Here is a 17,113-nt window from a genome sequence, read left to right as displayed (position 1 = left end):
CGGTTCCGGAACGGGCGTGCGGACAGGGTGCCGATTCGCGTACGGTTGACGGTCGCCCATGCACGTCAGAAGGGGGCTTTGGTGGCCGCGCAGAATGCCGCTGTCGACAGCACGGCGGATTCCGTCCGCGATCGGGAGATCGCGGTCGAGCAGACGCATCTCGACCAGGTGTACCGACGCCTCGAGGAGAAGATCCACGAGGCCGAGTTCCTGATGAACGACGCCGCCAAACGCGGTCAGGTGGGCACCCCCGGGGCCCTCGCCGAGCGCGACGCGCAGGTCTTCCGGGCGGGCATCCACCTGAACCGGCTCAACAACGAGTTCGAGGACTTCCTCTTCGGCCGTATCGACCTGGTGCTGGGGAAGGACGGGGAGAAGGGGCCGGACGGCGCCTACACCTCGGTCGAGCCGGCCGACGACGCGATCCGCGGGGACCTCACGGCCGACATCGCCGAGACGCTGCACATCGGCCGCATCGGAGTCCTGGACTCCGACTACGCGCCGCTGGTCATCGACTGGCGCGCGCCGGCCGCCGCGCCGTTCTACCGCTCCACGCCCAAGGACCCCGGCCGCGTCGTGCGCCGCCGCGTCATCCGCTCCAAGGGACGCAAGGTGCTCGGCGTCGAGGACGACCTGATGCGCCCCGAGGTCACCGCCTTCCTCGACGGCCAGGAGCTCCCCGCGCTCGGCGACGGCGCCCTGATGGCCGCGCTCGGGCGGGCCCGTACGCACTCCATGCGGGACATCGTCTCCTCCATCCAGGCCGAGCAGGACCTGGTCATCCGGGCCCCCGCCGCCTCGGTCGCCGAGGTCGCGGGCGGGCCCGGCACCGGCAAGACCGCGGTCGCCCTGCACCGCGCCGCGTACCTGCTCTACCAGGACCGGCGCCGCTACTCCGGCGGCATCCTGATCGTCTCGCCGACACCGCTGCTCGTCGCGTACACCGAGGGCGTGCTGCCCTCCCTCGGCGAGGAGGGCCAGGTCGCCATCCGGGCGCTCGGCTCGCTGGTCGACGGCGCCGAGGCGACCACGTACGACGATCCGGCCGTGGCCCGGATCAAGGGCTCCTCGCGGATGCTGAAGGTGCTGCGCAAGGCCGTACGGGGCGCACTGGAGCTCGGTGACGCTCCGGACCGGCTGCGCGTGGTGGCCTTCGGCCGCCGCCAGGAGCTGGAGGCCGACGAGCTGAACCGGATCCGGCAGAACGTGCTCGGCGGCACCGCCCCCGTCAACCTGCTGCGCCCCCGCGCCCGCAAGCTGCTGCTGGACGCGCTGTACGCGAAGTCCGGCGGGGCCGGCCGGCACAGCGACCCGGAGCTGGCGGCCGAGCTGCGCTCCGCCTTCGACGAGGACATCTCCACCGAGGACGCCTTCATCGATTTCCTGAACGCCTGGTGGCCGGAGCTGACCCCGCGGGGGGTGCTCGCCGCCATGGCGGACGAGCGCAAGCTCGGCCGCTGGTCGCGCCGGGACCTGAACCCGCGCGAGACCCGCCAGCTGGCCCGCTCGCTGCGCCGGGTGGGCCCGGACGGCAAGGGCCCGCTCTCCGTGCACGACGTGGCGCTGCTGGACGAGCTCCAGCAGCTGCTCGGTGCGCCCGCGCGGCCCAGGCGCAGGCGGGAGATGGACCCGCTGGACCAGCTCAGCGGGCTGGAGGAGCTGATGCCGACCCGCGAGGAGACCCAGTGGGAGCGGGCCGAGCGGCTCGCGGCGGAGCGCACCGAGTACGCGCACGTCATCGTGGACGAGGCCCAGGACCTGACGCCGATGCAGTGGCGGATGGTGGGCCGCCGGGGCCGGATGGGCACCTGGACGGTGGTCGGCGACCCCGCGCAGTCCTCGTGGACCGATCCGGAGGAGGCGGCCGCGGCCCGCGACGAGGCCCTGGGGACCCGGCCGCGCCGACGGTTCACGCTGACCGTGAACTACCGCAACCCGGCCGAGGTCGCCGAGGTCGCCTCCCGGGTGCTGCGCCTGGCGATGCCCGGCATGGAACCGCCGTCGGCCGTGCGTTCCACGGGCCTGGAGCCCCGTTTCACGGCCGCCGGGGACGATCTGGGCGCTTCGGTACGGGAGGAGACCCGCAGGCTGCTGGAGCAGGTGGACGGCACCGTCGGCGTGGTCGTGGCCATGGACCGGCGCGCGGAGGCGGCGGGGTGGCTCGCCGACCTCGGGGCGCGGGCGGTGGCGCTCGGCAGCCTGGAGGCCAAGGGCCTGGAGTACGACGCCACGGTGGTCGTCTCCCCGGCGGAGATCGCGGACGAGTCCCCGGCGGGCCTGCGGGTGCTGTATGTCGCGCTGACGCGCGCCACGCAGCAGCTCACGGTGGTCTCTGGCGAGCGGGACAGGCCCGGCGCGGACGGGGTGCCGGAACTGCTGCTTCCATAGGGCTCCGGGGCCGTACGGCCGTATGGTCCGCGGCCAGGAGCGTGGTGCGCAGAACCAGCCGTCTGCAGGGGGACCGTATCCGGCGATCCTTTGTTAGCCTGGTGAAGGCACCGACTCGATCCAAGCCCCCGGGCCCAACCTTCGTCGCTTAGAGCGACCACTTGCCGCGAGGCGAGCATGGCGGGTCGGTGTCTTAAACGTGTGCATCACCAGGTCCGCGCCCTCCACTCCGTGGGGGGCGCGGACCTGTTTTGTATGGACCCACCATTCCACAGCCCTCAGGTATCTCGTATGGTGGAAGTGTTCTTCCGAAATTTGTAGCTGGTTACCTTGTACCGGCGGGTAGGTGGGACGATCGGACAACAGGTCCTGCCACACCTGCGGTGTGCCGGGCCCTGTGTGTACAGCGAAAACCAGGGACAGAAGAGGAACACGGCCATGGCAACGGCGCCCAGCGTCTCGTATTCGATGACGGTCCGTCTGGAAGTGCCCGCGAGCGGAACCGCGGTCTCCCAGCTCACCACCGCCGTGGAGTCCTCCGGCGGCTCGGTCACCGGCCTCGACGTGACCGCCTCCGGCCACGAGAAGCTCCGGATCGACGTCACCATCGCCGCGACCTCCACCGCGCACGCGGACGAGATCGTCGAGAAGCTGCGCGGCATCGAGGGCGTCAGCCTCGGCAAGGTCTCCGACCGAACCTTCCTCATGCACCTCGGCGGCAAGATCGAGATGGCGTCCAAGCACCCCATCCGCAACCGTGACGACCTGTCGATGATCTACACCCCGGGCGTGGCCCGCGTGTGCATGGCCATCGCCGAGAACCCCGAGGACGCGCGCCGCCTCACCATCAAGCGAAACTCCGTCGCAGTCGTGACGGACGGCTCCGCCGTGCTGGGCCTGGGCAACATCGGCCCGATGGCCGCGCTGCCCGTCATGGAGGGCAAGGCGGCCCTCTTCAAGCGCTTCGCCGGCATCGACGCGTGGCCGATCTGCCTCGACACCCAGGACTCCGACGCCATCGTCGAGATCGTCAAGGCCATCGCCCCCGGCTTCGCGGGCATCAACCTGGAGGACATCTCCGCGCCGCGCTGCTTCGAGATCGAGGCGCGGCTGCGCGAGGCCCTCGACATCCCCGTCTTCCACGACGACCAGCACGGCACGGCGATCGTCGTGCTCGCCGCACTCACCAACGCACTTCGCGTCGTGGGCAAGGCAGTTGGGGACGTAAAGGTGGTCATGTCGGGCGCCGGCGCGGCCGGTACGGCCATCCTCAAGCTGCTCCTCGCGGCCGGCGTCAAGAACGCCGTCAGCGCGGACATCCACGGTGTCGTGCACGCGGGCCGCCCCGACCTCGTCGACGCGGCCCCCGACTCCCCGCTGCGCTGGATCGCCGACAACACCAACCCCGAGGGCTACACGGGCACTCTGAAGGAGGCCGTGGTCGGCGCCGACGTCTTCATCGGCGTCTCGGCCCCGAACGTGCTGTCCGGCGAGGACGTGGCCGCGATGGCGGAGGGCGCGATCGTGTTCGCGCTCGCGAACCCGGACCCCGAGGTGGACCCGGCTGTCGCCCGCCAGACGGCCGCCGTGGTCGCCACGGGTCGCTCCGACTTCCCGAACCAGATCAACAACGTGCTGGTCTTCCCCGGCGTCTTCCGCGGCCTGCTGGACGCGCAGTCGCGGACGGTAAACACCGACATGATGCTGGCCGCCGCGACCGCCCTGGCGGACGTCGTCGGCGAGGACGAGCTGAACGCGAACTACATCATCCCGTCGGTGTTCAACGACAAGGTCGCGGGTGCGGTCGCGGGTGCCGTCCGCAAGGCGGCCTCGGCGGTGTGACGGCCGGCGCGGCCGCCGACGCGGCCGCCACCGTGGGGGCGCTCCGGCAGCGCTGTGACCGCCCTCACGGACGTCTGATCCCGGCGCGTCGCGGGATGCAGGCCCGCCGGGCCGCCTCTAGGGTTGCGGGGATGCCCGCGAGGTCCGCGGTCCGCAGCAGAGTCTGAGCGAGGACGTGGACGGAGGGTCACCGGGGCGTGACTGTGGCGCTTTTCGTGTGACCCCGGCGGGTGCCGGATTGGCTTTCCCGCCGCTGGTGGGGGCAGGATGCGTAACCGGGCGAGAGGGTCTGACGTTCAGACCCGGGTCCGGGGACTGTCCAAGGGCCCTGGCAGCATCGGCTTCGATCTCACGCCTCTAAGGCAAGTTGAACACGGGAGTACAACATGAACCGCAGTGAGCTGGTGGCCGCTCTGTCCGAGCGCGCCGAGGTGACCCGCAAGGACGCCGACGCCGTTCTGGCCGCGCTCGCCGAGACCGTTGGCGAGATTGTCGCCAAGGGCGACGAGAAGGTCACCATCCCCGGCTTCCTGACCTTCGAGCGCACCCACCGTGCCGCTCGCACCGCGCGCAACCCGCAGACCGGCGACCCCATCCAGATCCCGGCCGGCTACAGCGTGAAGGTCTCCGCGGGCTCCAAGCTCAAGGAAGCCGCCAAGGGCAAGTAGTCCTGCCCCCGGCGCCGAAGGCCGCGAAGGCCTTTGGAACGGTGAGTAGTACGCGCGCCGGTCACGTGGACGGCAGCGCAGACGCGTAGAAGCGTGGAACGGCGAAGGGCGGCCACCCCGGACGGGGTGGCCGCCCTTCGGCCTGTCCCGGTCCGTCCTCCGGCCTGTCCTGGGCCGCTGTCGGGCCCGTCCGGGCCGCCCGGGGACGCTGTGCGCCGCCCGTGCGCCGCCGTGAGCCCCCGGGGCCACGAGAAAGCCCCCCGGGGCCCTTGCGGGGCCCGGGGGGCTTTCTGACGGCCGGTTACGGCTCAGACGAGGTCGCCGCCCGGCAGTTCGACCTTCGCGCCGAGCTCGACGAGCTTCTCCATGAAGTTCTCGTAGCCGCGGTTGATGAGGTCGATGCCGTGGACCCGCGAGGTGCCCTCGGCCGCCAGCGCCGCGATCAGGTACGAGAATCCGCCGCGCAGGTCGGGGATGACCAGGTCGGCGCCCTGCAGCCTGGTGGGGCCGGAGACGACCGCCGAGTGCAGGAAGTTGCGCTGGCCGAAGCGGCAGGCCGAGCCGCCCAGGCACTCGCGGTACAGCTGGATGTGAGCACCCATCTGGTTGAGCGCCGAGGTGAATCCGAGCCGGGACTCGTAGACCGTCTCGTGCACGATCGACAGGCCGGAGGCCTGCGTCAGGGCCACCACGAGCGGCTGCTGCCAGTCGGTCTGGAAGCCGGGGTGCACGTCCGTCTCCAGCGCGATGGCGTTCAGAGGGCCGCCGGGGTGCCAGAAGCGGATGCCCTCGTCGTCGATCTCGAACGCCCCGCCGACCCGGCGGAAGGTGTTCAGGAAGGTCATCATCGAGCGCTGCTGGGCGCCGCGCACGTAGATGTTGCCGCCGGTCGCCAGGGCCGCGGAAGCCCAGGAGGCGGCCTCCAGGCGGTCCGGGAGCGCCTTGTGGTTGTAGCCGCCGAGGCGGTCGACGCCCGTGATCCGGATGGTCCGGTCGGTGTCGACGGAGATGATCGCGCCCATCTTCTGCAGTACGCAGATGAGGTCCTCGATCTCCGGCTCCACCGCGGCGTTGCTGAGCTCGGTGACGCCCTCGGCCAGGACGGCCGTCAGCAGCACCTGCTCGGTCGAGCCGACCGACGGGTACGGGAGGCGGATCTTGCAGCCGCGGAGGCGCTGCGGGGCCTCCAGGTACTGGCCGCCCTCGCGCTTCTCGATGGTCGCGCCGAACTGGCGGAGCACGTCGAAGTGGAAGTCGATCGGCCGGCCGCCGATGTCGCAGCCGCCCAGGCCCGGGATGAAGGCGTGGCCGAGGCGGTGCAGCAGGGGGCCGCAGAACAGGATCGGGATGCGCGACGAGCCCGCGTGGGCGTCGATGTCGGCGACGTTCGCGCTCTCGACGTGGGTGGGGTCGAGCACCAGCTCGCCCGGCTCCTCGCCGGGACGGACCGTCACCCCGTGCAGCTGGAGCAGACCGCGCACGACCCGGACGTCACGGATGTCGGGAACGTTGCGCAGCCGACTGGGTTCGCTGCCGAGCAGAGCGGCGACCATGGCCTTGGGCACGAGGTTCTTCGCACCGCGGACACGGATCTCGCCCTCAAGCGGGGTACCGCCGTGGACAAGCAGTACATCGTCACTGACTGTGCCGGTCATGAATCTCGCGTTCCGGAGTGGGGTGGGCAGGGGACCAGAGAAAAGAGTAAGGGTCATCACCCCTTTATTCGCATGGCTGACGCGGCCATAGGACTGTCATCAATTCCGTACAACACCCTCCGTATCCACCTCATGGCGGAGTGTCGCATTCCGGTCGCTCCGCCCGCGCGCCCTCCCTCCTGCTGCCGTGCGCCCTGAGCTGCGTGAGATCCGATCCCCCCGCGCGCTCCCCGCGGATGGCGAATGTGGGGGATCATGGCGGCATGACCCAGGTGTCCTCCCTCACAGGGCGGCTGCTCGTGGCCACCCCCGCCCTCGCGGACCCGAACTTCGACCGCGCGGTGGTGCTGCTGCTCGACCACGACGAGCAGGGCTCGCTCGGTGTTGTCCTCAACCGGCCGACCCCGGTGGGCGTCGGTGACGTCCTGTTGCCGTGGGCGCCCCTGGCGGGCGATCCGGGCGTGGTCTTCCAGGGCGGGCCCGTCGCGCTGGACTCGGCCCTGGGCATCGCGGTCATCCCGGGCGAGGAGGGTCCCCTCGGCTGGCGCCGGGTGCACGGGGCGATCGGCCTGGTCGACCTGGAGGCGCCGCCGGAACTGCTGGCCGCGGCGCTGGGATCCCTGCGCATCTTCGCCGGCTACTCGGGCTGGGGCCCGGGCCAGCTGGAGGACGAGCTGGGCGACGGAGCCTGGTACGTGGTGGAGTCGGAGCCCGGTGACGTGTCCTTCCCGGACCCGGAGCGGCTCTGGCGGGCGGTGCTGCGCCGCCAGCGCAACGAACTCGCGATGGTTGCCACCTATCCGGACGACCCGTCGCTGAACTGACGCGCACGGGGATCGGTACCCTGGTGGCATGAGCACTCTTGAGCCCGAGCGCGGGACTGGCACGGGGACCCTCGTAGAGCCGACGCCGCAGGTGTCCCACGGTGACGGCGACCACGAGCGCTTCGCCCACTACGTCCAGAAGGACAAGATCATGGCGAGCGCCCTCGACGGGACCCCCGTCGTCGCGCTCTGCGGCAAGGTCTGGGTACCGGGCCGGGACCCGAAGAAGTACCCGGTCTGCCCCATGTGCAAGGAGATCTACGAGTCCATGGGCCCCGGCGGGGACAAGGACAAGGGCAAGGACAAGTAGTCCCGCCCTCCGCGGCAGTACGAAGGCCCCCTGGGTACGCACCGGCGTATCCAGGGGGCCTTCGTCGTACTAGGGTCGGCGCGACGAGCACTCTGCGGAACGGGCGTTGCGCAGGGCGCAACAGGCTGCTGCGAAGGGCTGACGCATGGACCTGATTCCCGCACCCCGGGCCGCCGTCTTCCACGGGGACGGGCTCCGCTTCGAGTTCGGGCCCGAGCCGACGCTCGAAGCCGGGCCGGGTGGCGAGGGCGTCGCCCGCTGGCTGCGCCGCGAGCTCGGCGCGGCCACCGGCTGGAGCCTGCCGTCCGCCGGGCCCGGCCGGGCCGCGGACATCCGGCTGCGCGTCGACCCGGAGCAGGGGGCGGGGGTCGGGGCGCCGGACGGGGCGGGCGCGGGGCTCGAGTCGTACGGGATCACCGTCGACGCCGCGGGGGCGCTGCTGGTCGGCGCGAGCGGGGCCGGACTGTTCTGGGCCGCCCAGACGCTGCGTCAGCTGCTGGGTCCGGACGCGTACCGCAAGGCCCCGCTGCCCGGGCGTGCGTGGAGCCTGCCGTACGCCGGGATCGAGGACGGTCCCCGGTTCGGGTGGCGCGGGATGATGCTCGACGTCGCCCGGCACTTCACGCCCAAGGACGGGGTGCTGCGGTACATCGACCTGCTCGCCGCGCACAAGCTGAACGTGCTGCACCTGCACCTGACGGACGACCAGGGCTGGCGGGTCGAGATCAAGCGTCACCCGCGGCTGACCGGCGTCGGCGCGTGGCGGGCGCGCAGCCGGCGGGGCCATCGGGCCTCCCCGCTGTGGAACGAGACCCCGCACGGCGGCTACTACACGCAGGACGACATCCGCGAGATCGTCGCGTACGCCGCCGAGCGGCACGTCCGGGTGGTCCCCGAGATCGACGTACCGGGGCACTCGCAGGCCGCGATCGCCGCGTACCCGGAGCTGGGCAACACGGACGTGGCCGGCACCCGGGCGCCGGAGGTCTGGGACGACTGGGGGATCAGCGAGAACGTGCTCGCGCCGACCGAGGCCGTGCTGCGGTTCTACGAGGGGGTCTTCGAGGAACTGCTGGAGCTGTTCCCCGCCGAGGTCTCGCCCTTCGTCCACGTGGGCGGCGACGAGTGCCCCAAGGCGCAGTGGAAGGCTTCCGCGGCCGCCCAGGAGCGCATCCGGGAGCTGGGCGTGGACGGGGAGGACGGGCTGCAGTCCTGGTTCATCCGCCACTTCGACACCTGGCTCGCCGAGCGCGGGCGGCGGCTGATCGGGTGGGACGAGATCCTGGAGGGCGGGCTCGCGCCCGGGGCGGCCGTCTCCTCGTGGCGGGGGTACGAGGGCGGGATCGCCGCCGCCGAGGCCGGGCACGACGTGGTGATGTGCCCGGAGCAGCACGTCTACCTGGACTACCGTCAGGCGGGCGGCGCCGAGGAGCCTGTGCCCATCGCGTACGTGCGCTCGCTGGAGGACGTGTACCGGTTTGAGCCGGTTCCGTCGCAGTTGTCGGCGGAGGCGGCCGCGCACGTGCTCGGCGCGCAGGCCAACGTGTGGACCGAGGTGATGGAGGACCAGGGCCGCGTCGACTACCAGGTGTTCCCGCGGCTCGCGGCCTTCGCGGAGGTGGTGTGGTCGCGGCTGGCGGAGCCGCGGGAGCGGGACTTCGCCCGGTTCGAGGCCCGGATGGAGGCGGCTCACTGCGCGCGGCTGGACGCGCTGGGGGTCGGCTACCGGCCGCCGGGCGGCCCGCTGCCGTGGCAGCGGCGTCCAGGGGTGGTCGGGCGGCCGATCGAGGGAGCGCCCCCGAACGTGTGACAACGAGAACGGGAACTCTGGCTGGATTTCTGGTGATACGGGGAAAAACAGGCAGTTGAGGGCGGGGGCCCGGACCACGCCCGGGAGAGGGAATTCGGCAGCGGGGCGGCCGTGGGGCGCCGGACCGACCCTCGCGCGGGGCGGCCGGGAAGATGTGCCAGAGTTGCCACGTCCCGGCGGTGAGGACGTACCGTACGGCGGACAGGCGTGAGCGCCGTGACCGGGACATCGGGAAGGGGCAGCTGGGTTGACCACGCACGCACCGCATTCAGTTCAGGGGCCGCAGTCGGCGCAGTCCGTGACGCTGCCGACCTCGCTCGACGAGGCCGTGGCGGCGCTCACCGCCATGCCCGCCGCCGTGCCCGTGGCCGGCGGCACCGACCTCATGGCCGCCGTCAACGCCGGACTGCTGCGACCCGCCGCGCTGGTGGGCCTCGGGCGGATCAACGAGATCCGCGGCTGGCAGTACCAGGACGGGCACGCGCTGCTCGGCGCCGGGCTGACCCACGCGCGGATGGGGCGGCCGGATTTCGCCGCTCTGATCCCCGCGCTGGCGGCCGCCGCGCGCGCCGCCGGTCCCCCGCAGATCCGCAACGCGGGCACCCTCGGCGGGAACATCGCCAGCGCCGCGCCCACGGGTGACGCCCTGCCCGTGCTGGCCGCGCTGGAGGCCGTACTCGTCATCGTCGGCCCGGACGGGTCGCGCGAGATCCCCGTGTCCCACCTGCTGGCCGGCCGCGAGATGCTGAGCCCCGGCGACCTGATCGGCTTCGTCCGGGTGCCGCTGCTGCACGCGCCCCAGGTGTTCCTCAAGGCGACGGGGCGTACCGGGCCGGGGCGCGCGGTGGCGTCCGTGGGGCTCGTACTGGACCCCGCGCGCCGGGGTGTGCGCTGCGCGATCGGCGCGGTGGCCCCGATGCCGCTTCGGCCGCTGGAGGCCGAACAGTGGGTGGCCTCGTTGATCGACTGGGACGGGGAGCGGACCCTGGCCCCCGAGGCACTGGATGCCTTCGGCGAGTACGTCGCGGCCGCCTGCGTGCCCGACCAGGGCGAACCGGTGGCCCCCGGTGTACTGCATCTGCGGCGGACGGTGGCCGTGCTGGCGCGCAGGGCCCTCGGGAGGGCACTGACCTCATGAGCGAGAACGAGAACGAGAACGTGACCCAGGGGAACGGTACGGCGGGCTGGGGCTGGGAACCGGTCCCGCAGGGCGGCGAGTACGACTCCGACGCGACGGCCTTCGTCAAGCTGCCACAGGACATGCTGGACGCGCTCGGCACGGGGGAGCCCCTCGCCGCGCCCGGGCACGGGTACGTGCCGCCGCCGATGATCGTGCCGCTGGGCTCGGCCACCACGGATCCGGCTGCCACGGGTACGTGGACGATTCCGGTGCAGTGGCCGGAGGCCGGGACCTCGGATCCGGCTTCGGCGCCCGCCCAGGCCCACGCCCCGGCGCCGGTCGGCGGGCCGATCCCGGCGTCGATCCCGATCCCGGCGTCGGTGGCCGCGGCGTTCGCGGAGCCGGAGCCGGAGCCCGATCCGGGGGCGACGGCGGAGTGGCGCTTCCCGGACGAGGACGCGGCGACCGGGCAGTGGGCCGTGGCGGACTCCGCCGGGCAGCCCGCCGACTTCCGGCAGAGCGCGCTGGACGCCGACTGGAGCCAGGCTCCTGCGACGCTGCCGGGCGGGGCCCCGGCCCCGTGGGCGAACCACCCCGACTTCGCGGCGCTGCAGCAGGACCAGGGGACCTTGCCGGGTACGGACGAGGCGGCCGCTGCTTCGGCCGCGGCGGCCGCTGGCACGGCGGCCGCCGGGCGGCTGCTCGGCGGGCCCGGGGTCGGCGCCCCGCCGCGCGGGCCGCGCGTGCTGGGCGGCCCCGGTGTGGGCACCCCGCTCCCGGAGGCGGGCGAGCCGGTGCGCCCGGCCCCGCACGACATCGAGGCCACGCACGGTGCGGCGGCGATGCCGGTCGAGGGGGAGCGGCCGCACCCGGTGGCCGAGGCGGCGGAGCGGCCGGCGGCCGCGGACGGCCTGGACCTCTTCGGCGGATCGCGGGCCGCGGCGGCCGCGGAACCCGTGGCGTCCGAGCCCGCGCCGTTCGAGCCTGTCGCGTCCGAGCACGTGGTGCCCGAGCCCGTGCCGTTCGAGCCTGCGGCGTCCGAGCACGTGGCAGCCGAGCACGTGCCGTTCGAGCAGGCCGCTGAGCCCGTCGGCAGTGATGGGCGGGGCTTCGCGGCATTCGGGCACGAGCCGCAGGCGGCACCCGAGGCCGAGGTTGAGGCCGAGGCAGGGCCTGGGCCCGAGGCGGGGCCCGAGGCCGAGGGGGAGCGGGCCGGCGCGGAGCCGGCCGACACGGACGGGCACGGCTTCACCGGAGCCGACCCGGCACCGGCCGGGATCCCGACCGGGCCCACGCCGACCGGCGACACCGCCGACACCGCTGTGGCACCGCCGACCGAGGACACCGCCGAAGGTTTCCCGGCCGGGGGGCCGACGTACGAAGAAGACGCAGCGGCGGCCGAGGCCGTCGCCCATCACGAGCACCCGCAGGCTTCCTACGTCCTGCGCGTCAACGGCGCCGACCGGCCCGTCACCGGAGCCTGGATCGGCGAGTCCCTGCTCTACGTGCTGCGCGAGCGCCTCGGCCTGGCCGGCGCCAAGGACGGCTGCTCGCAGGGCGAATGCGGCGCCTGCGCGGTGAAGGTCGACGGCCGGCTCGTCGCCTCCTGCCTGGTGCCGGCCGCGACGGCCGCCGGGAGCGAGGTCCGTACCGTCGAGGGTCTCGCGACCAACGGGGAACTCTCGGACGTGCAGCAGGCGTTGTGCAGGTCGGGTGCGGTGCAGTGCGGATTCTGCGTGCCGGGCATGGCCATGACCATCCACGACCTGCTGGAGGGCAATCACGCCCCCAGCGAGCTGGAGACCCGTCAGGCGCTGTGCGGCAACCTGTGCCGCTGCTCCGGCTACGCGGGGGTCGTCGACGCCGTGCGCGAGGTCGTGGCCGAGCGCGAGGCGACGGCGTCGGCGGCGGCTTCGGCGGCTGCCGAGCACGCCGGTCAGGTGCCGGCTCAGGGATTCCCTGAGCCGCGCATTCCGCATCAGGCACAGCCCGGCGAGGGCGGCATCCACCACGGAGGCACGGTGTGAGCGCGCAGGACGCGGCGACGGCCACGACGACGACCATGAACGCCACGGTCACGGCCTCGGCCGCCCCCGAGGCCCCGGAGCACCAGGTACCGCGCGGAATCGGAGCCTCCGTTCCGGCCGCCGACACCCGCGCCAAGACCGAGGGCACCTTCCCCTACGCCGCCGACCTGTGGGCCGAGGGCCTCCTGTGGGCCGCCGTGCTGCGGTCCCCGCACGCCCACGCCCGGATCCTCTCCATCGACACCTCGGCCGCCGCGGAGATGCCCGGCGTGCGCGCCGTCGTCACCCACGCCGACGTCCCCGGCGCCACCACGCACGGCCGCCGCATCGCCGACCGGCCGGTCTTCGCGCACGACGTCGTCCGCCACCATGGCGAGCCCATCGCCGCCGTCGCCGCCGACCACCCGGACACGGCACGGCTCGCCGCGGCCGCGATCGCCGTCGAGTACGAGCTGCTGGACCCGGTGACCGACCCCGAGCAGGCCTTCGGCGCGCCCGCCCTGCACCCCGACGGCAACCTGATCCGGCACATCCCGCTCCGCTACGGCGACCCGGAGGCCACCGGCGAGGTCGTCGTCGAGGGCCTGTACCGGATCGGCCGCCAAGACCCCGCGCCCATCGGCGCCGAGGCCGGGCTGGCCGTGCCGCGGCCCGACGGCGGCGTCGAGCTGTACACCGCCTCCACCGACCCGCACACCGACCGCGACCTGGCGGCGGCCTGCTTCGGCCTCGAACCGGACCGCGTGCGCGTCGTGGTCACCGGAGTCCCGGGCGCGACGGCCGACCGCGAGGACGCGGCGTTCCAGCTCCCCCTCGGCCTCCTCGCCCTGCGCACGGGCTGCCCCGTCAAGCTGGCCGCGACCCGCGAGGAGTCCTTCCTCGGCCACACCCACCGGCACCCGACCCTGCTGCGCTACCGCCACCACGCGGACGCGGAGGGCCGGCTGGTCAAGGTCGAGGCCCAGATCCTGATGGACGCGGGCGCGTACGCGGACTCGTCCTCGGAATCCCTCGCGGCGGCGGTGGCCTTCGCCTGCGGCCCGTACGTCGTCCCGCACGCCTTCGTCGAGGGCTGGGCGGTCCGTACGAACAACCCGCCGTCGGGCCACGTACGCGGCGAGGGCGCCATGCAGGTGTGCGCGGCGTACGAGGGCCAGATGGACAAACTGGCCGCCGCGCTCGGCATCGACGGCGCGGAACTCCGCATGCGCAACGTCCTGGCGACCGGCGACCTGCTCCCCACGGGCCAGACGGTGACCTGCCCGGCTCCGGTGGCGGAACTCCTGCGCGCGGTCCGCGACTTCGAGCTGCCGTCCCTCCCGAAGGACACCCCGGAGGACGAGTGGCTGCTGCCGGGCGGCCCGGAGGGCGCCGGTGAGCCGGGCGCGGTGCGGCGCGGGGTCGGCTACGGCGTCGGCATGGTGCACATGCTGGGCGCGGAGGGCACCGACGAGGTCGCCACGGCCACCGTGAAGGTGGTCAACGGCGTGGCGACGGTCATCTGCGCGGCGGTCGACACGGGCCAGGGCTTCGCCACGCTGGCCCGTCAGATCGTCCAGGAGGTCCTGGGCGTCGACGAGGTGACGACGGCTCCGGTCGACACCGACCAGCCTCCGGCCGGCCCGTCGGCGCACGGCCGCCACACGTGGGTGTCGGGCGGCGCGGTGGAGCGGGCGGCGAAGATGGTCCGCACGCAGCTCCTCCAGCCGATGGCGCACAAGCTCGGCATGTCCACGGAACTCCTCCAGATCGCGGACGGCCGGATCACGTCGTACGACGGCGCGTTCTCCACGACGGTCACGGAGGCGATGGAGGGCAAGGAACTCTGGGCGACGGCCCAGTGCCGCCCCCACCCGACGGAACCCCTGGACGGGGACGGCCAGGGCGACGCGTTCGTGGGCCTCGCGTTCTGCGCGATCCGCGCGGTGGTGGACGTGGACATCGAGCTGGGCTCGGTGCGCGTGGTCGAACTGGCCGTGGCCCAGGACGTGGGCCGCATCCTCAACCCCCGTCAGCTGGCGGCCCGTATCGAAGCGGGCGTGACCCAGGGCGTGGGCGCGGCCCTGACGGAGAACCTCCGCACGGTCTCCGGCCTGGTCCGCCACCCCGACCTGACGGGCTACGCCCTGCCGACGTCGCTGGACGCCCCGGCGGTGCGCATCGTCAAACTGGTCGAGGAACGCGACGTGGTGGCCCCCTTCGGCGCGAAGGCGGCGAGCGCGATTCCTGTGGTGACGACTCCGGCGGCGGTGGCCTCGGCGGTCCGGTCGGCCACGGGCCGCCCGGTGAACAGGCTCCCGATCCGCCCCTCGGCGGCGGTCGCGGCGCCCAACTCGTGACCGTGTGACCCGCATTGCACGTGCAACCCCGGACTTGGGGGTGTCGGTGCCGGTCGCTAGAGTGATCGGTGAGATTGTGCACGCGCGCGTGCGAACGGGTGCGAACGGGGACGGGGAGCGGCGCCAACTCAGGCCGCGACCGCGGGGAGACGGGGAGTCGGGGAGGCCATCGTGGCAGCGGAGAACGGTTCAGGTCTGTTCGGAGCAGGCCCTACGGCGGGTTTGGCGGACGCGATCCGGGCGCAGGCCGACGCGCAGGCGAAGGCCGCGGCACTGCGGATCGAGTACGACTCGCTGAAGGACTACAAGAACCTGGTGGACGGCCTCCTGACGTCGCTGGAGGAGTCTCCGGCACAGCACGGGAAGCTGTCCCACGGCACGCTGCCGGCGGGTGTGCTGGGCACGGGCTTCCCGGAGGCCGACGCCCTCTTCAAGTCGTACAACACCGTTCACGCGGAGCTGCAGAAGCTGTCGAAGGGCCTCGCGGACCAGATCGAGGCCCTGGGCATCGCGATCCTGACGGGGGGCAAGGGCTTCGGCGACGTGGACGAGGAGACGAGGCGGCGCATGGCGGCCATCGCCAAGGATGCCCGCGAGAACTACGTCCGGAAGCGTGATCCGTACGCGGACAAGACGGGCGGTGTGCCGAACACCCCGAGCGTCAACGGCGGAGCGAAGAAGGGCGCTGTGATCTGATGACGGAATTCGAGGGATACTCGCACGCGCAGCTCGCCGCGATGGTCGCTTCGCTCGACTCCAAGACGGTGTCGCAGCGGGGTACGCAGCTCACCGAAGCGGCCAAGGCCATCAAGGAGATCGGGCAGAAGCTCAAGGACCACAAGGTCAAGGACTGGGAGGGTGAGGCAGCCGTTGCCTTCCAGGAGTGGGTGAACAAGGCGGGCAGCGCAACGCTGGTGCTGGCCGACTTCAGCGCCACGGGCGGTCACTGGATGACCTTGGCTGCCCAGACCATGTCCGAGATCCACATGCCCACGTACGACGCTGGGGCAGAGGCCAAGCTCAAGGAAGATCTCGCGACCGCGCGGAAGTACCACAATGAGCCGGATGCGCAGCAGATGGGCCAAGAGGCTTGGTCAAAGCTGAGCGGGGACCACACGGCGGCGGTGGACGCGCTGAGGAAGCTCTCTCAGTCGTACAACTTGTCGTCGGGGGAGATGGACAAGGCGGTGATCCCGACTTTCCCGGCCCCGCCGCAAGTGTTCGTGCCGTCGGACTACTACGGCGGAGAGGATATGGCTCGCCCGGGCGGCAGTTCCGGTCCGGGGAACTATTCGGGGAGCTCGTCGTACGCATCGTCGGCACCCGGCAGCAGTGGCTCTGCGAACGAACCCGGTTGGGTTCCCGGGCATCCGCCGCAGTCGGATAACACCGTCCCGACAACGACGATGCCGTCTGTGCCGGTGACTCCGGACCGCAACGTGGACGTGGACCTCGACACCGTCACCACGCTTCCGAATCCGACCTTGCCTCCGACGACCACGCCCGTCGGCCCGCTGCCCACGGGCCCCAGCGGTCCCAACCCCGTAAACCTCGTCCCGTCTGTGCCTCCGCCGCCGTTCGGCGGGTTGAAGGCGATCCCCGGCATCGGACCCGTCGGCTTCCCCCCTAGTGGCCCGATCCCGGGCACGAGCGGTCCTCTCGGCAAGCTTGGTATGCCGGGCCTGCCCCCGCGGGACACCGGGATCATGGGCGGCCGCCAGGTGACTTCCACCGGCCCCAGCTCGGGCATCCCGCGTGGCACGGTCATCGGCACCGAAGGCACGCAGGCCGGCCGCGGCATGATGGGCGGCGGTATGGGTCACGGCGTCGGTGGTCCGCACGGAGGCCAGGTTGGTTCGCCGACCGGCCGTCGGCTGGCCTCGGAGCCGGGAGGTATCGTCGGCGGGCGTCAGCCTGCGACGGGTGGCCGCTCGACGCCGTTCACCCAGGGCGGCTCGGGCCTCGTGCGCAACAACGCCGGTGGCATGGGCGCCGGTGCGCGCACTCCGGGCAGCCGACGCGATGACCACGCGGGCGAACGCCCCGACTACCTGGCCGAGGACGAAGAGACCTGGCAGGGCAACCGTCGTGTTGTTCCGCCAGTGATCGACTGAGCAGAACGGACATTGC

Annotated in this window: 12 protein-coding genes; 11 read left to right on the top strand and 1 reads right to left on the bottom strand. The window is 72.7% G+C overall.

All coding sequences use genetic code 11. From position 1 onward, the window contains the following. Positions 1–81: 81 nt before the first annotated feature. The 3 genes from OG429_RS15750 to OG429_RS15740 all read left to right on the top strand — a co-directional run bounded on the left by OG429_RS15750 (position 82) and on the right by OG429_RS15740 (position 4,898). Positions 82–2,388 (top strand): HelD family protein, encoded by a 2,307-nt coding sequence (locus tag OG429_RS15750; RefSeq protein WP_328925958.1) that lies wholly within the window; start codon positions 82–84, stop codon positions 2,386–2,388. 438 nt (positions 2,389–2,826) lie between these two features. Continuing rightward, positions 2,827–4,230, top strand: coding sequence for an NAD-dependent malic enzyme (locus OG429_RS15745; RefSeq protein ID WP_328925957.1), 1,404 nt, complete (start codon positions 2,827–2,829; stop codon positions 4,228–4,230). A gap of 386 nt (positions 4,231–4,616) precedes the next feature. After that, positions 4,617–4,898, top strand: coding sequence for an HU family DNA-binding protein (locus OG429_RS15740; protein ID WP_007264399.1), 282 nt, complete (start codon positions 4,617–4,619; stop codon positions 4,896–4,898). Between the two features lie 308 nt (positions 4,899–5,206). Here OG429_RS15740 and murA read toward each other — a convergent pair whose 3' ends face one another. After that, the gene (gene murA / locus OG429_RS15735; RefSeq protein ID WP_328925956.1) at positions 5,207–6,553 is read right to left on the bottom strand and encodes a UDP-N-acetylglucosamine 1-carboxyvinyltransferase; all 1,347 of its coding nucleotides are present in this window, start codon (positions 6,551–6,553) and stop codon (positions 5,207–5,209) included. A gap of 263 nt (positions 6,554–6,816) precedes the next feature. Here murA and OG429_RS15730 point away from each other — a divergent pair, with 263 nt between their 5' ends. The 8 genes from OG429_RS15730 (at position 6,817) to OG429_RS15695 (ending at position 17,097) form a co-directional block, all read left to right on the top strand. Further along, the gene (locus OG429_RS15730) at positions 6,817–7,377 is read left to right on the top strand and encodes a YqgE/AlgH family protein (RefSeq protein ID WP_328925955.1); all 561 of its coding nucleotides are present in this window, start codon (positions 6,817–6,819) and stop codon (positions 7,375–7,377) included. Between the two features lie 28 nt (positions 7,378–7,405). Then, complete coding sequence (locus OG429_RS15725; RefSeq protein ID WP_328925954.1) at positions 7,406–7,687, top strand: DUF3039 domain-containing protein; 282 nt, start codon at positions 7,406–7,408, stop codon at positions 7,685–7,687. A 145-nt stretch (positions 7,688–7,832) separates the two neighbouring features. After that, positions 7,833–9,497, top strand: coding sequence for a beta-N-acetylhexosaminidase (locus tag OG429_RS15720; RefSeq protein WP_328925953.1), 1,665 nt, complete (start codon positions 7,833–7,835; stop codon positions 9,495–9,497). Between the two features lie 247 nt (positions 9,498–9,744). Further along, positions 9,745–10,635, top strand: coding sequence for an FAD binding domain-containing protein (locus tag OG429_RS15715; protein WP_328925952.1), 891 nt, complete (start codon positions 9,745–9,747; stop codon positions 10,633–10,635). Further along, a complete protein-coding gene (locus OG429_RS15710) occupies positions 10,632–12,644 on the top strand; it encodes a 2Fe-2S iron-sulfur cluster-binding protein (RefSeq protein WP_328925951.1) in 2,013 nt (670 codons plus the stop codon). The genes OG429_RS15715 and OG429_RS15710 overlap by 4 nt, the downstream gene beginning before the upstream one ends. 35 nt (positions 12,645–12,679) lie before the next feature. Beyond that, positions 12,680–14,983 carry a xanthine dehydrogenase family protein molybdopterin-binding subunit gene (locus tag OG429_RS15705; RefSeq protein WP_328930281.1) on the top strand — a complete coding sequence of 768 codons (2,304 nt, stop codon included), beginning with the start codon at positions 12,680–12,682 and terminating at the stop codon, positions 14,981–14,983. Positions 14,984–15,205: 222 nt separating this feature from the next. Further along, positions 15,206–15,679, top strand: coding sequence for a hypothetical protein (locus tag OG429_RS15700; protein WP_328925950.1), 474 nt, complete (start codon positions 15,206–15,208; stop codon positions 15,677–15,679). Further along, complete coding sequence (locus OG429_RS15695) at positions 15,679–17,097, top strand: WXG100 family type VII secretion target (protein ID WP_328925949.1); 1,419 nt, start codon at positions 15,679–15,681, stop codon at positions 17,095–17,097. Before OG429_RS15700 ends, OG429_RS15695 begins: the two co-directional genes overlap by 1 nt. Positions 17,098–17,113: the final 16 nt, after the last annotated feature.

This window comes from Streptomyces sp. NBC_00190 (assembly GCF_036203305.1).
Lineage (GTDB): Bacteria > Actinomycetota > Actinomycetes > Streptomycetales > Streptomycetaceae > Streptomyces.
Note: the sequence above shows the minus strand (reverse complement) of the source record. Positions and strands in the feature narration are given on the sequence as shown.